At 54.1% G+C, this 22,207-nt stretch carries 17 protein-coding genes; 5 read left to right on the plus strand and 12 right to left on the minus strand.

Features of this window, described 5'->3' with window-relative positions:
- Window positions 1–39: 39 nt before the first annotated feature.
- Both serB and parC read right to left on the minus strand, forming a co-directional pair.
- Window positions 40–1,272: a phosphoserine phosphatase SerB gene (serB, locus tag VOI14_RS06915; protein ID WP_323751301.1), complete on the minus strand. Its 1,233-nt coding sequence runs from the start codon at window positions 1,270–1,272 to the stop codon at window positions 40–42.
- Entirely contained in the window at window positions 1,265–3,559 is a 2,295-nt protein-coding gene (parC, locus tag VOI14_RS06920) for a DNA topoisomerase IV subunit A (protein WP_323751302.1), read from the minus strand. The genes serB and parC overlap by 8 nt, the downstream gene beginning before the upstream one ends.
- 208 nt (window positions 3,560–3,767) lie before the next feature.
- Here parC and VOI14_RS06925 point away from each other — a divergent pair, with 208 nt between their 5' ends.
- Window positions 3,768–3,995 (plus strand): hypothetical protein, encoded by a 228-nt coding sequence (locus VOI14_RS06925; protein ID WP_323751303.1) that lies wholly within the window; start codon window positions 3,768–3,770, stop codon window positions 3,993–3,995.
- Window positions 3,996–4,094: 99 nt separating this feature from the next.
- Here VOI14_RS06925 and VOI14_RS06930 read toward each other — a convergent pair whose 3' ends face one another.
- Entirely contained in the window at window positions 4,095–4,676 is a 582-nt protein-coding gene (locus VOI14_RS06930) for a YceI family protein (RefSeq protein ID WP_323751304.1), read from the minus strand.
- Between the two features lie 51 nt (window positions 4,677–4,727).
- The gene (locus VOI14_RS06935; RefSeq protein ID WP_323751305.1) at window positions 4,728–5,276 is read right to left on the minus strand and encodes a cytochrome b; all 549 of its coding nucleotides are present in this window, start codon (window positions 5,274–5,276) and stop codon (window positions 4,728–4,730) included.
- Between the two features lie 191 nt (window positions 5,277–5,467).
- Here VOI14_RS06935 and VOI14_RS06940 point away from each other — a divergent pair, with 191 nt between their 5' ends.
- Together VOI14_RS06940 and VOI14_RS06945 are read left to right on the plus strand one after the other, a co-directional pair.
- Complete coding sequence (locus VOI14_RS06940) at window positions 5,468–5,599, plus strand: hypothetical protein (RefSeq protein ID WP_323751306.1); 132 nt, start codon at window positions 5,468–5,470, stop codon at window positions 5,597–5,599.
- A gap of 252 nt (window positions 5,600–5,851) precedes the next feature.
- Entirely contained in the window at window positions 5,852–7,135 is a 1,284-nt protein-coding gene (locus VOI14_RS06945) for an EAL domain-containing protein (protein WP_323751307.1), read from the plus strand.
- On the opposite strand, the gene VOI14_RS06950 is transcribed toward VOI14_RS06945, so the two are convergent.
- From VOI14_RS06950 to VOI14_RS06985, 8 genes are all read right to left on the minus strand, one after another.
- Window positions 7,123–8,889 (minus strand): SLC13 family permease, encoded by a 1,767-nt coding sequence (locus VOI14_RS06950; RefSeq protein ID WP_323751308.1) that lies wholly within the window; start codon window positions 8,887–8,889, stop codon window positions 7,123–7,125. The two genes, VOI14_RS06945 and VOI14_RS06950, sit on opposite strands and share 13 nt — an antisense overlap.
- A gap of 96 nt (window positions 8,890–8,985) precedes the next feature.
- Window positions 8,986–10,881 carry a DNA topoisomerase IV subunit B gene (gene parE / locus VOI14_RS06955; protein ID WP_323751309.1) on the minus strand — a complete coding sequence of 632 codons (1,896 nt, stop codon included), beginning with the start codon at window positions 10,879–10,881 and terminating at the stop codon, window positions 8,986–8,988.
- 94 nt (window positions 10,882–10,975) lie between these two features.
- Complete coding sequence (locus tag VOI14_RS06960; protein WP_323751310.1) at window positions 10,976–11,473, minus strand: protease complex subunit PrcB family protein; 498 nt, start codon at window positions 11,471–11,473, stop codon at window positions 10,976–10,978.
- Window positions 11,470–14,052 (minus strand): S8 family serine peptidase, encoded by a 2,583-nt coding sequence (locus VOI14_RS06965; RefSeq protein WP_323751311.1) that lies wholly within the window; start codon window positions 14,050–14,052, stop codon window positions 11,470–11,472. Before VOI14_RS06965 ends, VOI14_RS06960 begins: the two co-directional genes overlap by 4 nt.
- Before the next feature lie 148 nt (window positions 14,053–14,200).
- On the minus strand, window positions 14,201–16,255 hold the full coding sequence (locus tag VOI14_RS06970; protein WP_323751312.1) for a TRAP transporter large permease subunit: 2,055 nt from the start codon (window positions 16,253–16,255) through the stop codon (window positions 14,201–14,203).
- A gap of 14 nt (window positions 16,256–16,269) precedes the next feature.
- Window positions 16,270–17,280 carry a putative solute-binding protein gene (locus VOI14_RS06975; RefSeq protein ID WP_323751313.1) on the minus strand — a complete coding sequence of 337 codons (1,011 nt, stop codon included), beginning with the start codon at window positions 17,278–17,280 and terminating at the stop codon, window positions 16,270–16,272.
- Between the two features lie 62 nt (window positions 17,281–17,342).
- Window positions 17,343–18,407 (minus strand): hypothetical protein, encoded by a 1,065-nt coding sequence (locus tag VOI14_RS06980; RefSeq protein ID WP_323751314.1) that lies wholly within the window; start codon window positions 18,405–18,407, stop codon window positions 17,343–17,345.
- Between the two features lie 298 nt (window positions 18,408–18,705).
- Window positions 18,706–19,359, minus strand: coding sequence for a TetR/AcrR family transcriptional regulator (locus tag VOI14_RS06985; RefSeq protein WP_323751315.1), 654 nt, complete (start codon window positions 19,357–19,359; stop codon window positions 18,706–18,708).
- Window positions 19,360–19,464: 105 nt separating this feature from the next.
- Here VOI14_RS06985 and VOI14_RS06990 point away from each other — a divergent pair, with 105 nt between their 5' ends.
- On the plus strand, window positions 19,465–21,261 hold the full coding sequence (locus VOI14_RS06990) for an acyclic terpene utilization AtuA family protein (RefSeq protein ID WP_323751316.1): 1,797 nt from the start codon (window positions 19,465–19,467) through the stop codon (window positions 21,259–21,261).
- 73 nt (window positions 21,262–21,334) lie between these two features.
- On the plus strand, window positions 21,335–22,201 hold the full coding sequence (locus VOI14_RS06995) for an SDR family oxidoreductase (protein WP_323751317.1): 867 nt from the start codon (window positions 21,335–21,337) through the stop codon (window positions 22,199–22,201).
- Window positions 22,202–22,207: the final 6 nt, after the last annotated feature.

Consider the following 22,207-nt stretch of genomic DNA (forward strand, 5'->3'; position numbering starts at 1 on the left):
AAAAGGATGGAGAGCCAACTCTCCATCCTTTTTTTGTACTTAGTGTTTGCTGTTCTGCAAGGTCTGGTTGGTCTCACTTTCCCGAAAACCGATCAGATATAGAATCGCATCCAATCCGAGGGTTGAGATCGAGTGTTTAGCCGACTCTTTCACCAAGGGTTTTGCTCGGAACGCCACCCCCAACCCCGCCTGACTCAGCATCGGCAAGTCATTCGCACCATCGCCCACCGCAATCACCTGCTCTCTGGCGATATGTTCTTTCGCGGCAATCTCAAGTAGCAGTTCCGCCTTCCGCTGACCATCAACAATTTGACCTTTCACTTCGCCGGTCACCTTGCCATCGACAATCTCCAACTCATTGGCGTAGACGTAATCAATACCCAATTTGTTCTGCAAATGGCGAGCAAAGTAGGTAAAACCACCCGACAAGATGGCCGTACGGTAGCCTAGCGCCTTCAAACTGCGAATCAGATGCTCCGCCCCTTCGGTCATCCGAAGGCGCTTAGCGATGCCCTCAAGCACCGACTCATCCAATCCCTTCAGCAATGACAAGCGCTCTGCAAAGCTCTGGCTGAAATCCAGCTCGCCTTGCATGGCCCGCTCGGTAATCTCCGCGACACGGTCCCCGACACCCGCTTCCAGAGCCAATTCATCGATCACTTCCGCTTCGATCAGCGTAGAGTCCATATCGAACACTACCAATCGACGATTACGTCGGAAAATCGAATCCGCCTGGAAGGCTATGTCGACGTTCATCTCGCCAGCAATGTGCAAAAAGTCAGAGCGCAATTGCTCCAGATCCAGCGGCGTCCCACGCACGGAAAACTCGACGCAAGCGATCCGGTTGTCTGATGCATTGAGCGATGGCCTTGCCGATAAGCGAGTAATGTTGTCGATATTCAAACCATGGCGCGCGGTAATTTCGGACACTCGGGCAATCTGCTCAGCTTTGATATCTCGAGACAACAGCGTGACGATGTAACACGCTCGATTTCTGCCTTCGGCCCAGGATTGATATTCCTCGACAGCGATCGGCGCAAAGCGCACCTGAAGATCGAGCGCGTGCAAACGAAACAAGATATCGCGGATAACCGGAGAAGATTCAGACTCATCCGGAATCTCGATCAAGATGCCCCAGGTCAAATAATCGTGAATAACGGCCTGACCGATATCGAGTATGCGAACATCGTACCGCCCCATAATCCCCGTTATTTCAGAGGTCAGTCCGGGCTTATCGCGCCCGGACACGTTCACCAGTACCAGTTCACTCACTGTCTACGCTCTCCTCTTCCTCAGCTCTGGCAGCAGAGGGAATCACATCAATACCGTCCACGCGCTGCAGACCGCGGGGCAATTTATGGCCTCGGCGGCCACGTTCTCCGAGATAATGCTCAAGATCACTGAACTTCAAGCCCAGTTTGCGCTTCCCGGCGCGGATTTCCAGTTGGTCTTCTTCACCAAACACAGCGGCGGCGACCACAAATTCTTCACGATTCTGTACCCGGGCCGATGGAATACTAATGATCTTGTTACCCTTTCCTTTCGACAGCTCCGGCAGCTCTTTGAGCGGAAACACCAACATTCGGCCTTCGTTGGAAATGGCGGCCAGGTATAGGGTGGAAGCGATATCCGGCACCGTCACAGGAGGCATAATCCGCGCGCCTTTAGGCACAGAGACCACGGCTTTACCTGCCCTGTTTTTACTGGTCATATCACCCAACGACGTCACAAACCCGTAGCCAGCATCGGTCACCAACAACGCTTTACGCTCCGGATTACCCATGAGCAAACCTGAGAAGGTGGCGCCAGACGGCGGGTTGATCCGCCCCGTCAATGGGTCACCCTGACCTCGGGCTGACGGCAGCGTATGAGCCATCAAGGCGTATGCCCGCCCCGTTGAGTCAAGGAATATGGCTTGCTGGTTGTTGCGGCCCTTGGCAGCCAACGAAAAACGATCCCCAGATTTATAGCTCAGGCCGGCTGGGTCGATATCGTGCCCTTTAGCGGCTCGTACCCACCCTTTATCGGACAGCACGACCGTCACCGGATCGTTGGAGACCAGATCGGTTTCACTAAACGCTTTGGCTTCTCCACGCTCAACGATGGGTGAGCGACGATCATCGCCGTAGGTTTCTGCATCTTGCTGAAGTTCAGTTTTGATCAACTCCCGCATGCGCTCTTCCGAACCCAGAATGGATTGAAGTTCATCGCGTTCCAGAGCAAGTTCATCCTGCTCTCCGCGAATCTTCATCTCTTCCAGCTTGGCCAAATGGCGCAATTTCAGGTCGAGAATCGCTTCCGCCTGTTCCGGCGACAAACCAAAGCGAGCCATCAGCTCCACTTTCGGTTTGTCTTCAGTACGTATGATCTCGATCACCTCATCAATATTGAGGTAGGCAATCAACAAACCTTCCAGCAAATGCAGGCGAGCCAGCACTTTGTCCAGGCGATGCTGCAAGCGGCGTGTCACCGTGGTCTTCCGGAAAACCAACCACTCCGTCAACATCTGACGCAAGCCTTTGACTCCGGGACGGCCATCGTTGCCGATAACGTTAATGTTCACCCGGTATGTCTTCTCGAGGTCTGTACTGGCGAACAAATGCGCCATCAAACCGTCCAAATCCACGCGATTCGAGCGCGGCACAACCACCAGTCGAGTCGGATTCTCGTGGTCTGATTCGTCCCGCAAATCCGCCACCATGGGCAGTTTCTTAGTTTGCATCTGCTGAGCAATTTGCTCGAGAACACGGTTGCCAGAGACCTGGTGCGGCAAATCCGTAACGACGATTTCACCACTCTCTTTGATCCAGCGCGCCCTCATTCTTAGAGAACCTCGCCCCGTCTCATATATCTTACGAAGGTCGTTGCGCGGGGTAATAATCTCGGCACGTGTCGGAAAGTCCGGCCCCTTTACGTGCTCGCACAACTGATCAACCGTAGCCTCCGGCTCATCCAGCAAACGAATACAAGCCGCGGTGATTTCCCGCACGTTGTGGGGGGGAATATCGGTTGCCATACCAACGGCAATACCCGTTGTGCCATTCAGTAACACGTGCGGCAAACGAGCCGGCAACACGGAAGGTTCATCCATGGTGCCATCAAAGTTAGGCACCCAATCAACGGTTCCCTGTCCTAATTCGCTCAATAACACATCGGAAAAACGGGCAAGCCGGGATTCGGTGTAACGCATGGCCGCAAACGATTTGGGATCATCCGGTGACCCCCAGTTGCCCTGACCATCCACCAACGGATACCGGTAAGAAAACGGCTGTGCCATCAGCACCATGGCTTCATAACAAGCACTGTCACCATGCGGGTGGAACTTACCCAGAACGTCACCCACGGTTCGAGCCGACTTCTTGTACTTGGAGGTGGATTTCAACCCCAACTCCGACATTGCGTACACAATCCGCCGTTGCACTGGTTTGAGACCATCACCCACATTGGGCAAGGCTCTGTCCAGAATTACGTACATGGAATAGTCGAGATAGGCCTTCTCGGTATAATCGCGTAGCGCTACCCGCTCGAAACCTTCATCGGTCGTCTGAAACTCTGGCATGGACGCCCCTTTGCCTTAACTGCCTGATTTAGAATGTCGATTCGTTACCCGAAAGAGACACCGGGAAATATGGCTCACATTATATGGACGCCGGCTACGATACACCAATTTCCAATAGCGGAATTCCCGCATGGAGAGTCTGTAAGGTGCGCCGTATTCTCGCTGCTGTAATTAGATTGCTGTCTTATCTCTGAGCAAGCAGAACCCTATGATTACTAATCTCAAAGCCTGCGGGCACGCCATGATAACGGCTCTGGTAAATGCCACACTTGCGGTTATTCTGATGCTGCTGGTGGAATTTGCCATCAGTGGCACGCTTCAACTTCCCGCTCCCTATCTCTGGGCTGGACTTGTTATCTGGGTCGTTATTTTTGTGGCGCAGTTTCTTCGCCAGCGCCACCTTTGCAGAGCAAACCAGCAGCCTGGGAACCATTAACACCTGACCGACAAGGAAAATTGGCGAGAGCATCGCCGAAGGGAAAATAGCCTGAGGCTCCGCCATTCCGGAACCTCAGGCTGAACAACAACGCAGGCTTTACTGGCGAATGCCTTCCACCGAGATCTCTATCTCAACCGTTTCTGATGCCTTTCCCAGATCCGTCGGAATACCGAAATCCTTCAGTTTGATCTCTGTTTCGGCTTCAAAGCCCATCCGGTAGCCACCCCAGGGGTCCACACCGTGCCCCAACATTTCGGCCTCAAGAGTCACCTCACGGGTAACGCCACGGAGCGTCAGGTCACCGATGATATCGGCTTCACCATCGTCGTCCATCACAACACGCTTGCTCTTGAACGTCGCTTCACCGAACTCGCTGACGGCCAGGAAGTCATCACTGCGCAAGTGTTTGTCCCGCTCTGCATGGTTACTGTCAATACTCGCAGTGTCGATGGTCACTGACACGGAACTGTTCTCCGGGTTTTCAGCGTCGTATACAAACTGACCATCAAAGTCGTTAAAACGGCCATACAACCAGCTGTAACCCAAATGAGAGATCTTGAAGGTAATAAACTGATGCGTTTGTTGATTATCAAAGTCGTAGGTACCGCTGTGCTCGTCAGCATGAGCTGACGTCATTACGGCCATGGAAACGGCTGAAGCAAGTATCAGTTTTTTCATAAAGTTCTCCTTAATTAACTTTGGTATTACACATTGCTTGAATTCGACAACTCACGATTTTCCGAGCATCCGGCGTAAGGTCGCGTCCTTGTCAATAAAGTGGTGTTTAAGCGCCCCCAATGCATGAACGCCCGCCAACACCACTAGCGCCCATGTACTCCAGTAGTGCACAACACCGGCGGTGTCTTCCATTCCCTTGATGCGTCCTGTGATAGAGGGCACCTGGAACCACCCGAACACATCAATGGCCGAGCCATCCGCAGTCGAGATCAAATAGCCACTTATCATCGCAACAAAGATCAAGAGATAGAGCAAGCCGTGAGCCATATGGGCGGAAGCCACTTCCCAACGTTTATGATTCGGCAACGACTTGGGAGACGGCGTAGCAAGACGCCAGAGCAAACGAAACAGCGTGACGCCAAACAACAAAATACCCACCGAACGGTGAATATCCGGGCCACGGCGATACCATTGATCGTAATACGACAAATCAACCATCCAGAAGCCAAGACCAAACAGCCCTATCACGGCGGCCGCAACCAGCCAATGCATGAATATGGATAACCAACCGTATCGGTCGTCAGAATTCCGAAACGCCATGTTTGCTCCTGTTTAATCATTCATCATAGCGGGCCAATAAATAGTGCCTTGTACATGAACGACCAGTCTAAATGCCAGATAAAACCATTCAAATCGAAATATTCTGCTCTCATTATTCAGTTTGTTTGAACAACATATACCACTCGCAGGGTATCGCCTCGGCCACTTTGGTCTTATAGGGATTTTACGGATTGTCGAAATTTATCGTCGAGATAGAATTTAACCAAACTTATGAACAGCCCCTGAACGGGGTATTAATGAAAGAGGAAAACGATATGGAACTCGATTTCGACGAATCCGTAGTCATCCCCAGCAACAACTGATCTTTCTGAATCCCGGCATCGCCGGGATTCTTTTTTGGCCAGCCCCTCCTTCTCCCCCTAAAATACATACTGTTTCCGGCTTTACGCATTAACTTGTGGTAATTGGCGCATCTTTTTGGCACTCTCACTCGTTGTAACACTTTGAAATAAAATAACCTGTGCCAAGGATCTGGGCACCCGTACGAGTAGTTCAGCTATCCAACGAGAGATTCGTCATAGCTGATCAATTTACTACATGGCCCAGACACACCTATGTCCCACAGCCTTAAGAAAATGCTAGCGGATCCTGAAGCGGACTTGCTGTCGCCAATGCTCAGCCAGCAGGACGATAGGTGGACCGCCTCATTCCAAGGACTGACCCTACATACAGCACTTCAGCCCATCTACAGCATTGCCCATAAACGCACCGTAGGCTATGAAGCTCTGATCCGGCCTTTCGATAACGACAATGCCTCGGTTTTACCGTCGCATCTGTTTGACCTGCCGTCATCAGACGCAGAAAACTTGCTGCTCGACCGGCTCTGCCGGTATCTCCATGTTCGTAACTACAGCAGCATCAAAAACCAGCTGAACTGGCTGTTTCTGAACGTCTCGCCACGAGTCGTTACCCATGGTAACCAGTCAGATTCTTTTTTCGGCCAAATCCTCGAGAAGACCGGGCTGCCCGCGCATCGAATCGTCATGGAAATTGTGGAGCAGCCCACCGACGACGCCGACAAACTGAAAGAAACGGTCGCCTATTATCGAAAACTGGGCTGCCTTACGGCGATCGATGACTTTGGTGCCGGCCACTCCAACTTTGAACGCATCTGGAACCTGTCGCCGGATATTGTCAAACTGGACCGATCCCTGCTAATGCGGGCAGCCGACGACCACCGCGCCCGTCAAATCCTCAACGGCATCGTATCGCTCCTTCGGCAATCGGGCTGTCTGGTTCTATTGGAAGGGGTCGAAACTCGGGATCAGGTCATGATCGCCATCGACTCTGGGGTCGATTTTGTTCAGGGCTTCTATTTCCAGCGTCCCAGTACCGATCTGGAAGCATTGTCAGAAGCACCAGCAGATCTGGATGATCTGTTAACGGAATACAAAGAAAGAAAACAGGTCAAGCAGGATCCAACACGGCAATTGATCAGCCATTTCACGCCCCCGTTCATGCAAGCAACTGAACGGCTCCAGCGTGGCCTCAGCATGAGTCAGGCTTGCAGTGAGCTGCTCACTCATTCCGTGGTATCGCGTTGCTATCTGGTCGGCGCAGAGGGCGTGCAGATAACCGACACCCTGCTGCCTGACCGAAGCGCTCACAATCAAGACCCACGTTTCAAACCGCTCGAAGATACCGCCAGTGCAGACTGGTGTCGGCAGCAATACCTGAGCCAAGCGCTTGACCAACCGGGAAGCCTGCAAGTGACGGCGCCTTATCTGTGCGTCACCGGCGCTTATATGTGCGTGACCCTGTCGCTTGCCTTTGAATCCGAGGGCAGCCTAAAGGTCCTCTGCTGCGACATTCTGGCCAACTCGAATCAAATGTTATAAATCAACGCGATCACAGTCACCGCTACAATACCCACGAAGATGTTCATCGGTAAACCAACCCGCAGGAAATCAACAAAGCGATACCCCCCGGGTCCGAACACCATCATATTTGTCTGATACCCCAAGGGCGTCGCAAAGCTCGCCGATGCAGCCATCATCACGGCTATGATAAAGGGCTCGTCAGCCACTCCCATTGCCTGCGTGAGTGACAACACGACCGGCACGATCAACACCGCAGCAGCATTGTTGGTGATCACCTCGGTCAATACAGACACCACCAGATACACCAGAATCAGTGCCAGCAAGGAGTTCCCCTGGCTCAACCCGAACACGGCATCAGCCAGATACGCCGCAGCACCAGTCTGTTCGAGCGCTCCACCTAAGGCGAACGATGAGGCAATGGTCAAGACAACCGGCACATCTACTGCCTTCTGAGCTTGCCCCACGGAGCAGCAACCCGCCGCGACCATGAGCAACGCGCCCACCAAAGCCGCGTTCAACATTGTCATCACACCACCGGCCGCCAAACCAACCAGAACCACCAGGATCGCCCAGGAAAGCCAGGCGCGATCATGCCGGGGGGCTTCAGTCTCCAAGTCATTGATCAGCAGAAAATCCTTGTTATAACGCTGGCGACTGACGAACGCCGGACGGGCTTCGAGCAACAGTACATCGCCCGGCCGAAGCCGAATATTGCCCAGATTCCCCGGCACCCGTTCTCCCCCTCTGGCAACCGCCAGCACCACGGCGCCATAGCGATCCCGAACCCGGGCATCACGAATCGTCTGACCAAGCACATCGCACTGAGGCGAGAGTACCGCCTCCACCAGCCGGCGTTCAGCACGGTCCTTGCTCAGGGCCGGTTCATCATCATGAACCGAAGGCACAATACCGTTAATTCTGAGCAGATCTGAGATAGCCTGGGTATCGCCCGCAAAGACCAGCCTGTCGCCACTACAAAGCCGCTCTTCCGAAGGCACAGCGGTAACAACACTCCCGTCACGCTCGATTTCGACGAGATACAGCCGATCCAATTCACGCAAACCTGCTTCGCCGACCGACTTACCCACCAAAGGGCCGCCAGCGGCGACAGCCACTTCAAGGGTAAACTCTTTCACCGAGCCGAATTTTTGCAGATCTTTTTTATCGGGAAGGAACCGGGGCAGGAACAGCAACATCGCCAGCAAACCCATAATCGCCACCGGCAAGCCAACCTGAGTAATGGCAAAGATCGAGAACCCGTCACTGCCGGTCAACTGCTGATACTGGCCATTCACGACGAGATTGGTGCTGGTACCAATCATCGTCAGTGTGCCGCCGAAAATTGCAGCGTAGCTCAACGGAATCATCAACTTGGAAGGAGCAACGCCAATCTTGCGCGACCACCCATGGACAGCCGGAATCATGGTCGCCACAACAGGCGTGTTATTCAGAAAGCCACTGAGTAAAGTAACCGGTAAGGCGATACGGACCTGAGCCGCTCGCACAGTTTTGGGTTTGCCAAGGATGTAGCGAACCAGAAGATCGACACCTCCGGAGTGGTGGACTCCCGAGGCAACGACAAACAAGGCAACAACGGTAATCAGGCCGGGGTTACTAAACCCGACCAACGCTTGCTCGTGGCTGATAATGCCCGTAGCACTCAACAACACCAGCACCGCCAGCATCACCAAGTACGGCGCAAAACGCCCTGACACCATCAAAGCCAGCGCGGCACCCGCCAAAAAAAGAGAAAACCAGCCTTCCCACTCCATAAGCCTGTCTGTTCCGCTCAGAAAGCAGACAGGATAACGAGCCAGCCAAGAACTTAAAAAGAATAAGGAGAGCTTTTAATAGCTCCGAAAGAAATATCAGCCTGCAACGTCTGCCATATTACCGTAGGCTTCCAGCCAGACTTTTCGATCTGAAGCGCGTTTTTTACCCAACAGCATATCCATACACTCATCGGTATCGTCTCCCTCTTCCAAGGTGAGCATCACCAGACGACGCGTATCCGGAGCCATCGTCGTTTCACGCAGCTGCAGTGGGTTCATTTCACCCAACCCTTTGAACCGCGTAACCTGAAGCTTGCCCTTGCGGTTTTCCGCAGCCAACCGGTCAATAATGCCCTGTTTTTCATGCTCGTCCAGAGCGTAAAACGTTTCCTTACCCAAATCGACCCGATACAGCGGTGGCATGGCCACAAACACGTGGCCAGCACTGACCAACGGCCGGAAGTGCTTTACGAACAGCGCGCACAACAGCGTCGCAATGTGCAACCCATCGGAGTCCGCATCGGCAAGAATGCACACCTTGTTGTAACGCAGCCCGGTTAAGTCATCCGAGCCAGGGTCCACACCAATCGCCACCGCAATATCATGCACTTCCTGAGAGGCCAGAATCTCACCGGAATCGACTTCCCATGTATTCAATATTTTGCCTCGCAGAGGCATCACGGCCTGGAATTCCCGGTCACGAGCCTGTTTAGCGGAACCGCCTGCCGAATCCCCCTCGACCAGAAACAATTCTGAACGATTGGAATCGGTACCCGAACAGTCTGCCAGCTTGCCCGGCAATGCCGGGCCAGACGTGACTTTTTTACGAGCCACTTTCTTGCTGGCCCGCAATCGCCGTTGGGCATTGCTGATGAACAGCTCTGCCAATACTTCGGCCACATCGGTATGCTGATTCAGCCACAGACTAAACGCGTCTTTGACCACGCCCGAGACAAACGCCGCGGCCTCGCGGGAGGACAGGCGCTCTTTGGTCTGACCCGAAAACTGTGGTTCCTGCATCTTGAACGACAATACGTAAGCAACCCGCTCCCATATATCCTCCGGAGACAGCTTAACGCCACGGGGTAGCAGACTACGGAACTCGCAAAACTCCCTCATCGCTTCCAGCAAGCCGGTGCGGAGCCCGTTAACGTGGGTGCCGCCCTGAGCCGTCGGGATCAGGTTTACATAGCTTTCCTGAACCGCATCCCCCCCTTCGGGCAGCCATTGCAGGGCCCAATCCACCGCTTCATGGTTGCCAGAGAAACTGCCGGTGAACGGGTCCAGTGGCACCGCTTCAATATCCGCCAATGCGGTACGCAAATAGTCCCTCAGACCATCCTCATACAACCACTCGTCCTTCTCGCCCGTCTTTTCCTGCAGGAAAGTCACCGTCAGGCCGGGGCAAAGAACCGCTTTGGCCCGCAAGTTATGGCGCAACCGACTAACAGAGAAGTTTGGACTGTCGAAATATTTTGGATCGGGTGAAAATCGAAGCCGGGTACCGGTATTGCGCTTGCCGACGGTGTCGATCACTTCAAGCTCTGTGGCTTTCTCTCCACTCTCGAAGGTCATCCGATGGACCTGACTGTCCCGGCGGATGGTCACTTCCAGCAATGTCGACAACGCGTTAACAACCGAGACACCGACACCGTGCAAGCCACCTGAGAAGTTATAATTACCTTCCGAGAACTTACCACCCGCGTGCAAGCGAGAAAGAATAAGCTCGACACCCGGAACACCTTCCTCTTTGTGGATATCTACCGGCATTCCCCGACCATCGTCTTCTACACTCAACGAGTTATCGCTGTGCAGGATCACTTCGATCTTGCGAGCATGGCCAGCCAAGGCTTCATCGACACTGTTGTCGATCACCTCTTGCGCCAGATGATTTGGCCTTGATGTATCGGTATACATACCCGGGCGCTTGCGCACCGGGTCAAGACCGCTAAGAACTTCAATGGCATCGGCGTTGTATTGTTGCTGGCTCATAGAAAGGGCATAACTCCGAAAATGATCGTTGCGCCATAGCTTATTGATTGGCGCTGAAAGATCAACGATTGATTTTTTACCTGCGCGGCAGAGCTCAACGTTTAACGCTTTCTACCAGCGGCTTGTCAGTGACCCCGGTCACTTCAATCCGATCCCAGTTGCCACCAGTGGCCGCGAGCACCACACAGGGCGAGGTGATCACCTGTGCCACCATCATACCCGGGGCGGGCGTTTTCAAATCCAACTGCAGTTTCAACGTGTGATTTTCTTGATTTGCAGTCGCCAACCCAAGGCTGTAGCCGGCAGAAGGCTTTTGGCCCAGGGTCACGAAGATAAGCTGTTCTTGAGCCAAATCGACCTGACGGATAACAGCGGTCGACATATTTTGTCCTCTCACACCTAAAAACGAGGCCAAAACCTCCGGTGAATCAACATAGGCCACACCCGGGCCGGTTAAACCGCAATGGCCGGACTGGGTGATCTGCCGAACCTGAGGATCCTGCTCCGGGGCTGTTTCCCCGGATGAGGCACAGCCTGTTAAAACCAACAGAAATACCGGCATCGTGAATGCTTTGATCGAAAAACGTGTCATGGTAATGCCTTTACATTTGAACGCGTTGTGGCCAACCGGTCTTTGCGACTGATTAACGGATAGCCCTTAAACCCGGGTCTCGGCAGAATGTCCGGCGTGGCGGCGGAAATGGTCGGACGACTGAATCCGGTGGTCATACGCAGGTCGTTGATGGCTTGCCCGTTTTTAATCGTAATCACTTCCCGCAAACCTGATACCGGGTATTCGGCGCAAGCTTCGCCAGACTGACAGATAAATCCGTCACCATCGATGTCCGTTCCCGCAACCAGATAATAGTCCCCCGGGGTTACCTCATTAAGTGCCAGAGGCTCTTCGCCATCGTCGGCCTCGAAATGAAATGAATACTGGCCATTTTGCACCGTCACGGTCACCTGAGCCTCCGCAGGATAAACACCTTGCTCATTGGGTTCGGTATCCACCAACAGCACAAAATGCGTTCCGGCATTCCGAGCCTTTTCATCGGTAATTAACTGCCCGATGACAGGTATACGGAGTTTTTTCGAGACATTGTAGTTCACCACAATATCACCTCGGGCCGGGACATCGGGCGCCAATTGATCCTGCATTAGAGCAACGTCGAGAACAAAAGGCTCCCGAGAGAAATCGGCGGTTACGCTCAACCAAGCAGGATGAGATTCCACAGAAGCACTTGTGACGGGCGCCGAGCCGTAGGTATTGAGTTGAATCTCCTGCGCTTCTACACCTTCATTACTTAAAGACACCACCGCTGGTGACGCCGACAACACCGCCCCCGAAAAACCGTTGCTAGCCGCAGACACTGCCTTGGCCGCGTCCAGCAATCCAAACCCTAACGGGTCGGAACGGGTGCCACTGAACGCCGTTAATTCGCCGCTTTCGAGTAACGCCCTCACCTCACCATAATCGAGATCCGGTTTCTCAGCTTTCATCATAGCCAAGGCTCCGGAGACATGCGGTGCGGCCATAGACGTGCCCTGAAGGCCTCGATAATCCGGTTCATACTGACCAGATCTCAAAACTGCACTGGCACTCCATACCAGGTCCGCTGCACCGTCAGTATTTGCATCACGGCCTGCATCGCCGCCGGGTGCAGCCAGGTCGATCCAGCTTCCGAAGTTCGAGTAGGATGCCAGATTCCCACCGCCGTCTACAGCACTCACCGCCAGCACATTTAATGATGCTGCCGGGTATGACTTTTGCGAGGTGGCGCCGTTGCCGGCAGCCGCAACAAAGAGCACGCCCTTGTCCACACCCTCGGCAATGGCCGATTCCAGTTGAGGTATTTCCGGCAACCCTCCCAAACTCATATTCACAACCTGAGCTCTCGGAGGCTGTCCACTGCCGCTATTCACCAACCAGGCAATGGCGTCAATCAAATCCGCGGATGATCCTGTACCGCTTCCGTTCAATACGCGCACCGGCAGCAAATCAGACCGAAAAGCGACCCCACCGCTGCCTTTATTATCAATAACAGAAGCGATGATGCCCGCTACGTGAGTACCGTGAAATACATTGCCTCCGATGCTACTGCCCGGGTCTCTCGGATCGTTATCGTTGTCGACAAAATCCCGTCCCTGAGCAACATTCGGGTGCAAATCCGGATGCCAGGTTGGCGAGCCCACCGCTCGAAACAGCCCCGTATCCAACACCGCTACGTTAACACCGGCTCCTCCGCTCGGCTCAATCTGCCAAGCAATCGGGCCGTTGATCATCCCATAATGCCATTGTTTGCCGTAGAGCGGCTCCCCGACTGGTGACTGACTCCGCATCTGGTAGTTGGGAGTAACGAATTCAACACCTGGCTGCTGCCTCAGTGAACGAATCCATTCCAGCGTATTGCCGGGCCGACCAACACCCTCCGCCGCACGAGTCTTGGCTGACATGGAGTGCAACCAGGTTCGCTCCCCAAGTTGTCGACCGGTGGTTCTACTTTGAGTACTCATAGGCGAGGCCTGTTGAGATGCTGACCCCGCCAAAGTAACAATCGCTTCACCTTCCACAAACTCGTGGCTTGGCCATTCGTAGGCCGCATCTTGTTGGCTGGTACCGGCGGTTTTCAAAAGCACATAACGCGCGGGCATACTGCCAACATTTCGCACCACGACCTGATAGTCGCGGGGGTCTCCCGACTCCAAACGGAACTGCGCGGTTTCTTCCTGCCCTGATGTGGCCGTCGGCGGATAACTCTCAACCTGCAATTCCAGAGTGACGTCTTGCCCACAGGTACCAAAGCTCTTGAGCACGACCGTTTCACCCGTTGTCATCGGAACCAAGAACGTATCAGCGAGATCGGATTGGTAATCCAGTGGATGACAACCACGGGCAGCAGCCGGGTATGTGCCTGCGTTCGAGCTCACATAACCCGCAAGCACGAAACTTGCTGGTAACTTTTGAGCGGCCGTTGCGGGAGAAGCGCCCTCTCGAGCCAATTGATCCATCGTGTCCTGATCAATCCGGCTATTTGCCTCAATAACGATGGCACCTGACAGCACGCTAGAAGGAAGCGCTGGTGCAACGGCATCCGAGCGACTCGAGTCACTGCAGCCGCTCAGCAACCCCATCCATGGTAATAATATGCACAACGCAATAAGAACTCTCACTGGCGCCTCTTCAGTCGGGAGGTTACAGGGTTCTTATTTAGGATAGTCGGTCTCTCATCCGTGTGAGATCACATCTCGTACGTTCTCATCTGATCAGCATAAAAAAACCCGCGGAGCAGAGCTCTCGCGGGTTTTGAGTCCGATGATTTTACAAAGCGTAAAATAGCATCGGAACAAAGGCCACCAATAGCAGTGTCGGCAACATGACAGCCAAGGGCAGAAGCAGACGCTCATACCGGTGCCAGAATGAGCCTGTGCGTTCGGCAGCCAACACTTCAGACTCACCCACCACTTGCCGGGCAAGCAGGTGGTTAAGCGCCACTGGCGGACTCAGGTAGCCAAGCTCGAATGCCACCAGACACACAATCCAGAAATGTAACGGATCAATACCAATCTGAATCGCTGGCTGAGCAATGGTCGCAGACACCAGAATGACAGCGCCGAACGGATCCATAACCATACCGATAAACGTGAGCATGACGACGATCACCAACATCGCGAGCCACGGACTGGTGAGACTTTCCGGGAACAGAAAATGCACGATCTCGGACCGCTCCAGAATCCCGCCCAGACAGATCGAGAACCCGATCAAAGCCAATAGCGCACCGATGTGAACCGCCGCATCACTGGCTGCAGCCGTGCTTCGACCGAAGAACTCGTGAACTCGGGAAGTCGTTGCTACGTCCTCCTTGGTCTTTCCTGAATCGAGCATCACGATGGCCAGCATCACCAGCGGAAGAATCAGCGGCGCGCTGTACTCATTGAACTTGAGCCCCAGAACACCCCAAATCCCCAGAATCACCAAGGCAGAGACAGCCACATAGGGAAACAACGGCTTCGTTGCCCGCAAGGACTCCCGCAAGGCACCCGGCGCAGGCCGAGGCTTCCAGTTACCCTCGGTTTTACAAACAATGAAAGAGAACAAGCTGGCCGACATAATGAAGACCCAGAAGCCCCACCCATACATCTCCGAGGTCGTTACTTCTTTGTTCAGCGCAGCAACCACCACAATCAACAGACAGGGATTCAGTACCACACCCAGACTGCCTGACATGGCCGTTGTCGCCAGAGACAGCTGACGACCCGCGCCGGCCCGGCGCAGTTCGTCGTACACAACACCACCAACCGCGAGGATAAAGATGCCCGAGGCACCCGTGAACGCAGTAGGGAAAGCGGTGGCGAAGATAATGACCGACGCCAACAAAGGCGCAGGCAGGTTAAACGGTTTCACCAACCCCAGCAGCAGTTCCGGTACCCGGGTTTGCTTCAGCATCATACCGACCAACACATACAAGCCGATGTTGATGAACATAGAGGACAGGTTGGACATCATGCCAAAGTAGATCGCCAACCCCGAAGAGTAACCGTCCACAAAAAAGAAGTAGCTCATGGCAATCAAGCCCATGGTGCAGTACAACGGCACCACAAGACCGGAGGCAAAATCCATGCTGCCGGGCTTAATCCGCTCAGGAATGGCGAAAAAACGCACGGCGTTAATGATCATGAACAAACCAAACACCAACCCCCAGGCATACTGGAGTGTCATGGCGCTGGCGGAGTCAGGCGTTCGCTCCAGATTGCCAAGATAGGCATTCAGAGACAGCATCATCAACCCGTTCACCACGAACTGCGAACCCTGACTCAAACGCCACTCAGCACGGTTGCGAGGCAGCCTCAGAGCAATATGATCGGAATCCAGCGCAGAGATGGCCGCAGCCATCGCGAACATGCCAATAAACAAAAACTTGGTCAGGTCAATATTGCCCAGCAGGAAGTTAGCCAACCCTTGCTCGATGTCTTTAAAGACACCCAGCCCCCAGGTGGCGTGTTTCTGGTTCTCGGCAAATTGCTGATGACGTTGCTCACACAACACCAAGTTGCTTTCCAGAGACTTACGAAGCGCTTGCGCATTCGGTGGTGAACTGAAGAGATCGTCGGGGTCAGGCTTATAAGCCTGAATCCGACGCTCCACTTCCTTACTTACATCCATGGTCAGGTTACAACTGGGCTCAACCGCGTCCGGGTTAAGCAGATAGTAATTCGGCCATACTTGCTCCCCGACCCACAGCAGGCGGGAGTGGAGCGAATTACCCATCCCGAGCAACAAAGTCGCCAGGAGCAACAGCAGGAGGATGACGCCGTGCAACTTGTGCACGGGGTACAGTGTCCTTACGCCTGTCGCAGTCATTGCACGCCAGTTCATGATCAGAGTCCCCGTTATTCGCGATTATCTGCGGTGCACTCGGAAGCGCCCGGATTGCTGGAACAACGAATTTTGCTCATCAGGCTCAACATCTTCGGGCTGTATACAACCGGCGCGCCATTAGCTCCATCGCGCATCTCAAGACGGTTTTCCCGGAACATCTCCTGATAACCAACGATGTCGTTCTCAGGAATACGAATCCACTTATCGTCCGGAATCGCTTCTTCCAGGTCGCTGATCATATTCATTGCTTGCGGGAACATGCCCCATGCCACTTCACGGGCTTTCTGGGCAACGTCATCGTCCAGCACTTCGTCTCGGGCAATGATCTGGACCGTCAGCTGTGCCAACGGGTAGTCAACAATGCCACCCTTCGCACCAATGCCCTTATACAACTCTAGGGCCTCATAGGCGAATGCCGGCGCATAGGCCGTATCTACGGAGCCATTATTGAACTTACCGGCAAAGTTGGTGATATCAGAAGGAACGACCGTTGCTTTCACATAGTTCACCATGCGAATGGCGTCTTTCTGGTAGTCCAGGGTGGCAATACGCTTACCCGCAAGCTCCGCCGCTGTATCAATTTCCCGGTCGTTAACGAACAAGTAGCCAGCTCCGGCCGGAACAATGCCCAACACCTCGTAACCGTTCTCTTTCATCAATGGCGCTGCTTTAGGCTGAGCTAGGGTCGCCAGCAGCGTTTCCAGATCTTTGTAGGTCGGAAGTGCTCCGACAGCGCTGACACTTCCGGTGAAACGGTTAAACGGACGCGTCCGAATATCCAAGGCCGCCACCGCATCACACTGACCAGAGTTAAAGTCGCCGATCGCCACACCTTCGTCGGTATAGGGCTTCAGCTTGAAATCTACGCCGTGAGTTTTCATCTCGAGGGCGAAGTCTTTCACCATGTTATACACATCACCGTTGGCGCCGATCACATCGAATACGCACATCGTCGCTGTTTGAGCAGACGCCAAAGGCGCAACTGCGGCAAGAGACAGGGCTGCAAGAGTTTTACGGATCACGAAGACCTCCGAATCATTGTTATGGTTGTAAATTCAAGTAACAGGGCCGATGGTGCCGCCGATTAAAGCAGACCATCCAAACTCATGGTTTCAATATTACTGGTATCACGTTCCGGGCTCATCTTGCCCATGAAGCGCCCCGGCGTCCGGTGGCCGTAGTTCTTGGTCCAATGCTTGTCCGACGAGAAAGTAACGACCGTGCGTGCCGCCTCATCGAGAAGCACATAGTCCTCGAGAATATCGATCTGGTCTTCAGCGGCCACAAAGTGTGCAATCGAATCGGCTAACACATCGGGACGACCAAAGGTTTCTGCCGCCACTACCTGCAGCGCGTGGGACGTTCTGAAGCCTGTTTTAACACCTAGATCAGCACTGTTCTGAAGCACTTCCCACGGATCAGGAGACAAAGCCGGGCGGGTATCTGGAAGCAGCAGCCACACCAAGGCTCTAACCGCGTTTGGCAAACCGCCCCATTTTTCGTTGTCTACGCATTGAGCAGCACGTTCCGCTTGGGGTGCAATATTACGAGGAACGCCCGCCATTGCGCCCGAGTTGGCGTCATTCACGATAGCCTGCATACCCGTCAGGAGACCAACAAGGAAAGTGATCTCATCTTGCTCCGTAAACAAAAACGGGCATTCCATCGGTTCTGCGGCTGGATCGAAATCGTAAGCGGCCATCGCACGACGGAAGGCTTCATATCGACGAGTGGCCGTTTGAGCGTACAACCTTTTGGAAACTTCTCGCGCGTCTTTCGCGGCAGGAACATCCCCGCTGTAATCCGCTCGCAAATAATCCAGCTCGGCTTCCCAGGCCCGATACTCCATGCAATTGCCAGACAGCAGCATCAGCAATGAGCCCGTCGAATCCGGTGCGTCAATAACTCTAGAGAACGAGTAAACCAGCGGATCCAGACCTTCGCCCAACGAGCACGCCATCTTGGTATCCGTCATCTGCAGTACGTAAGGGGTAGCTTCGGTTTCAGCGTAACCGGCAAGCACGACACCGGTAGTATGGTAAATGGGATTTACCGTACAACCCGAAAGTACCAGCACCAAACCTGCAGCAATCAGTTTGGGCAAGCGAGCCGAGAAACCGTTCGTCCGATTGAGTCTAGAGGCGATCATAAGGCGACCTGTCTTTACTTTGTATGTTTGTTTTTTTTTTGACGTGATCATTGTGGTGCGGATTAGCACGTTCACTCACAACAATCCGTGAATCGTATCACCAAAAATATGGAGATCCTTATTCACAGGACGAAGGATGAGGGGAAAGCAGGCAAACGGAAATGGCTTGTTTGCCGAAAGATGATGCCGATCAGGCCAATTACGTATAGAAACTTAAAAACATGACCTTTCTACTATAGAAAATCGCGCTAAAAACTGACCCCCGCCGAGATCGTCAAGCACATTAAACACAAGCACTTCACGCCGATTTATAACCCAACATGGCCATAATTTGGTCCGTCAGACCGTCCAGGGTCAGACCACCTCGCTCAGGCCGATACCAGGTTACCGTCCAGCTCAGAGCGCCCGTCAGCATCCGGCGAACAATGAAAGCGTCCGCGTTCAAACTGCCCTCGTCTTTCAGTTGAGCCAAGACAGACAACCACAATTGTTCGTAAACATCCCTTAGCGCCAACACTTCAGCCTGAGAAGCATCGGATAGGCTGCGCCATTCATACACCAGTACGGCCATGGCCTCACCGGTTTGACCATTGATCGATTCAAGCTCGGCGCGAATCAGCGCCCGAAGCTTAGCTTCAGGAGTAGACTGTTGATCAACAGCCGCCTCCATCACGGCTGTATTCAAGCGTATGGTTTCAACCATGACCGCCTTCAATATCTCTTCTTTAGTCCGAAAATGATGAAACAAGCTCCCGGACTGAATCCCCACCGCGGCCGCCAGGTCACGAACGGTCGTTCGCTCATAACCTTTATCCCGAAACAAAGTAGCGGCTTCAGCCAGCAGTCGCCCACGGGCGCTGGCAGGGTCTGAAACCAGGTTATCTTGAATAAGTGTCTGAAAAATATCGCCGTGTTTCACAAAATTACCCAACTGCGAAAGAGATAGAGCCATTTTACCCGACTCCGGGCTATTTACAAACCAAGCGCTTGCTTGGTAATGTCCGGATTAGCATTTTAACATCCGCGACAAACCGCCATAGAAAACAGGGCCAACAACATGTCAGAAGCCAACAAAACCATTCGCATCGGCTGCTCTTCGGCGTTCTGGGGTGATACCGAAACCGCGGCTGCCCAACTCGTGCACAAAGGCAACATCGACTATCTGGTCGCCGATTACCTCGCCGAGGTCACCATGTCGATTATGGCCGGCCAGAAGATGAAAGACCCCAGCCAAGGCTACGCCCGGGATTTCGTGCAGACAGTCATGGGGCCATTGCTCGGGGACATCAAAGCAAAAGGTATTCGGGTTCTGGCGAACGCCGGCGGCGTTAATCCGATTGCTTGTCGAGACGCCCTTCGAGCCCTGTGTGAAAAAGCGGGTGTCGACCTGAAAATCGCTCTGGTTCTGGGTGACGACTTAATCACCAAGAAAAAGAAGTTGGCGGATGACGGAATTACTGAAATGACCAGCCGCCAACCCTTCCCGACCATGATGGTGAGCCTGAACGCTTATCTGGGCGCCCCCGGTCTGGCCGCCGCGCTGGACCAAGGCGCCGATATCGTCCTTACCGGGCGGGTGGCCGACAGCGCGTTGGTTCTGGCGCCGCTGGTGCATGAATTTGGCTGGCAATGGAATGACTTCGACAAGTTGGCCCAAGGCAGCCTCGCAGGACATCTGCTTGAATGCGGCGCTCAATCGACGGGCGGTAACTTCACCGACTGGGAAGCCGTTGCCGATGGCTATACCAACATGGGTTTTCCGATTGCGGAGGTCAGTGCTTCTGGCGACTTTGTCATGACCAAGCCCGACGACACGGGCGGTTTGGTTAGCCGTGGCACCGTGGCCGAGCAGCTGGTGTATGAAATCGGCGACCCAAGAGCCTATCTGCTACCCGACGTCACCTGTGATTTTACTCAGGTTTCGCTGGATGAAATTGGCGCCAACCGGGTTCGTGTTTCGGGTTCAACGGGTTTACCCCCCACCAGCAGCTATAAAGTTTCAGGCACCTGGCCTGATGGATTCAAGTGCACCGCAACGTTCTTGTTAGGGGGCATTGATGCCTCGGCCAAAGCTCAGAAGGTCGCAGAAGCTATCCTGGCGAAAACGTCGGCCATGCTCAGCGACAAAGGCCTGCCAGACTATTCAGAAACCAACATCGAGTTACTCGGCACTGAAGCCACCTACGGCCACCACAGATGTCGCGGTGACTCTCGCGAAGTCATCGTGAAAATTGCCGCAGCCCATCCGAAAAAAGAAGCTCTGGTGCTGTTTTCCCGTGAGATTGCACAAGCAGCAACCGGGATGGCTCCGGGCCTGACGGGCACCGTGGGCGGCCGCCCTTCGGTCTTCCCCAAGATTCGCCTTTATTCCTGTTTGGTGCCGAAATCGGAAGTGGCTGTGTCTGTGGATATTGCTGGTGAGACTACCCCTGTCGATGTCGCCTGCGATGGTGGCTTTGACCCGGCACAGTTAGCACCCCAACCGGAGGCGACTACCGATGCCGTTACAAACACCACGGTACCGCTGATTCGCTTGGCGTGGGCACGTTCCGGTGACAAAGGTGATCACAGCAATATTGGGGTGATCGCCCGAGCGGCCAAGTTCGCTCCTTACATTCAGGCTGCTTTAACGGCAGAGGCGGTCGCGGACTGGATGGCGCATACGCTCGACCCGGAGCTGGGCAAAGTGACGCGCTGGGCTTTACCCGGGCTGAATGCCTTTAATTTCTTACTGGAACACAGTCTGGGTGGCGGCGGCATCGCCAGTTTGCGGATAGACCCGCAAGGTAAGGCGTTTGCACAGCAACTGCTGGAGTTTCCGGTGCCGGTGCCCTCTCAACTATTTGAGTCTTAGTACGGAGTTTGCACCTCGCCGAGGCGCCCAAACGTTCTCATTGGATTCATCAGATTCAGACAGGAAATTGCTTATGAGTTACCAATCCGTTTTACGACCAGGGTTGTTTGAAGGCCAAGTATTTATTGTCACCGGTGGCGGCTCCGGCATCGGCCGGTGTAACGCTCACGAGCTGGCTGCGTTGGGTGCTCGAGTCGCGCTAGTGGGCCGAAAACAGGAAAAGGTAGACGCTGTTAAAGCGGAAATCGAAGCAGATGGCGGCATTGCCAGCGCTCATTCCTGCGACATCCGCGAAGAGGAATCCGTGCAAGCCACGGTTAAGGCCATCATCGCTGAGCATGGTCGTTTGGACGGGCTAGTCAATAACGCCGGCGGGCAGTTTGCCTCGCCGCTGACTGGAATTAACCAGAAAGGCTGGGAAACGGTGGTACGGACGAATCTGACCGGTGGCTTTCTGATGGCTCGGGAAGCCTACACGCAAGCCTTGAGCAAAACCGGCGGCGCTATTGTGAACATTGTCGCTGATATGTGGGGCGGCATGCCCGGCATGGGGCATTCAGGGGCCGCACGGGCGGGCATGGTGAATTTCACGCAGACTGCCGCCGTGGAATGGGCACCGTCTGGCGTTCGGGTGAACGCGGTTGCTCCGGGCTGGATCGCGTCGAGCGGCATGGATAACTACCCCGCCCACATGAAGTCCTGGATTCGAGGTCTGGCCGATGCGGTTCCCATCAAACGAATGGGCACGGAGTCGGAGGTCAGTTCGGCCATTTGTTTTCTGCTGAGTGAAGGCGCGGCTTTTATCAGCGGAGACTGCTGGCGGATCGATGGTGGAGCTTCCCAGGGCGGCCGGATCTGGCCAATGCCGAAGGCCAAAAATAACGAGGCTTACAACGGCTTCCACCGTGCTGTCACACCCAAAGTTCTATCGGACGACTGAGGAAGC

Source organism: Marinobacter sp. (assembly GCF_034669625.1).
Lineage (GTDB): Bacteria > Pseudomonadota > Gammaproteobacteria > Pseudomonadales > Oleiphilaceae > Marinobacter.

Bases quoted from the DNA above. Each gene is read 5' to 3' on its own strand.
- VOI14_RS06950 (WP_323751308.1), bottom strand. From the start codon at position 8,889: ATGGAGTGGGAAGGCTGGTTTTCTCTTTTTTTGGCGGGTGCCGCGCTG.
- VOI14_RS06930 (WP_323751304.1), bottom strand. From the start codon at position 4,676: ATGAAAAAACTGATACTTGCTTCAGCCGTTTCCATGGCCGTAATGACG.
- VOI14_RS06945 (WP_323751307.1), top strand. From the start codon at position 5,852: ATGTCCCACAGCCTTAAGAAAATGCTAGCGGATCCTGAAGCGGACTTG.
- VOI14_RS06935 (WP_323751305.1), bottom strand. From the start codon at position 5,276: ATGGCGTTTCGGAATTCTGACGACCGATACGGTTGGTTATCCATATTC.
- VOI14_RS06925 (WP_323751303.1), top strand. From the start codon at position 3,768: ATGATTACTAATCTCAAAGCCTGCGGGCACGCCATGATAACGGCTCTG.
- VOI14_RS06990 (WP_323751316.1), top strand. From the start codon at position 19,465: ATGTCAGAAGCCAACAAAACCATTCGCATCGGCTGCTCTTCGGCGTTC.
- parC (WP_323751302.1), bottom strand. From the start codon at position 3,559: ATGCCAGAGTTTCAGACGACCGATGAAGGTTTCGAGCGGGTAGCGCTA.
- VOI14_RS06995 (WP_323751317.1), top strand. From the start codon at position 21,335: ATGAGTTACCAATCCGTTTTACGACCAGGGTTGTTTGAAGGCCAAGTA.
- parE (WP_323751309.1), bottom strand. From the start codon at position 10,881: ATGAGCCAGCAACAATACAACGCCGATGCCATTGAAGTTCTTAGCGGT.
- VOI14_RS06970 (WP_323751312.1), bottom strand. From the start codon at position 16,255: ATGAACTGGCGTGCAATGACTGCGACAGGCGTAAGGACACTGTACCCC.
- VOI14_RS06960 (WP_323751310.1), bottom strand. From the start codon at position 11,473: ATGACACGTTTTTCGATCAAAGCATTCACGATGCCGGTATTTCTGTTG.
- VOI14_RS06980 (WP_323751314.1), bottom strand. From the start codon at position 18,407: ATGATCGCCTCTAGACTCAATCGGACGAACGGTTTCTCGGCTCGCTTG.
- VOI14_RS06985 (WP_323751315.1), bottom strand. From the start codon at position 19,359: ATGGCTCTATCTCTTTCGCAGTTGGGTAATTTTGTGAAACACGGCGAT.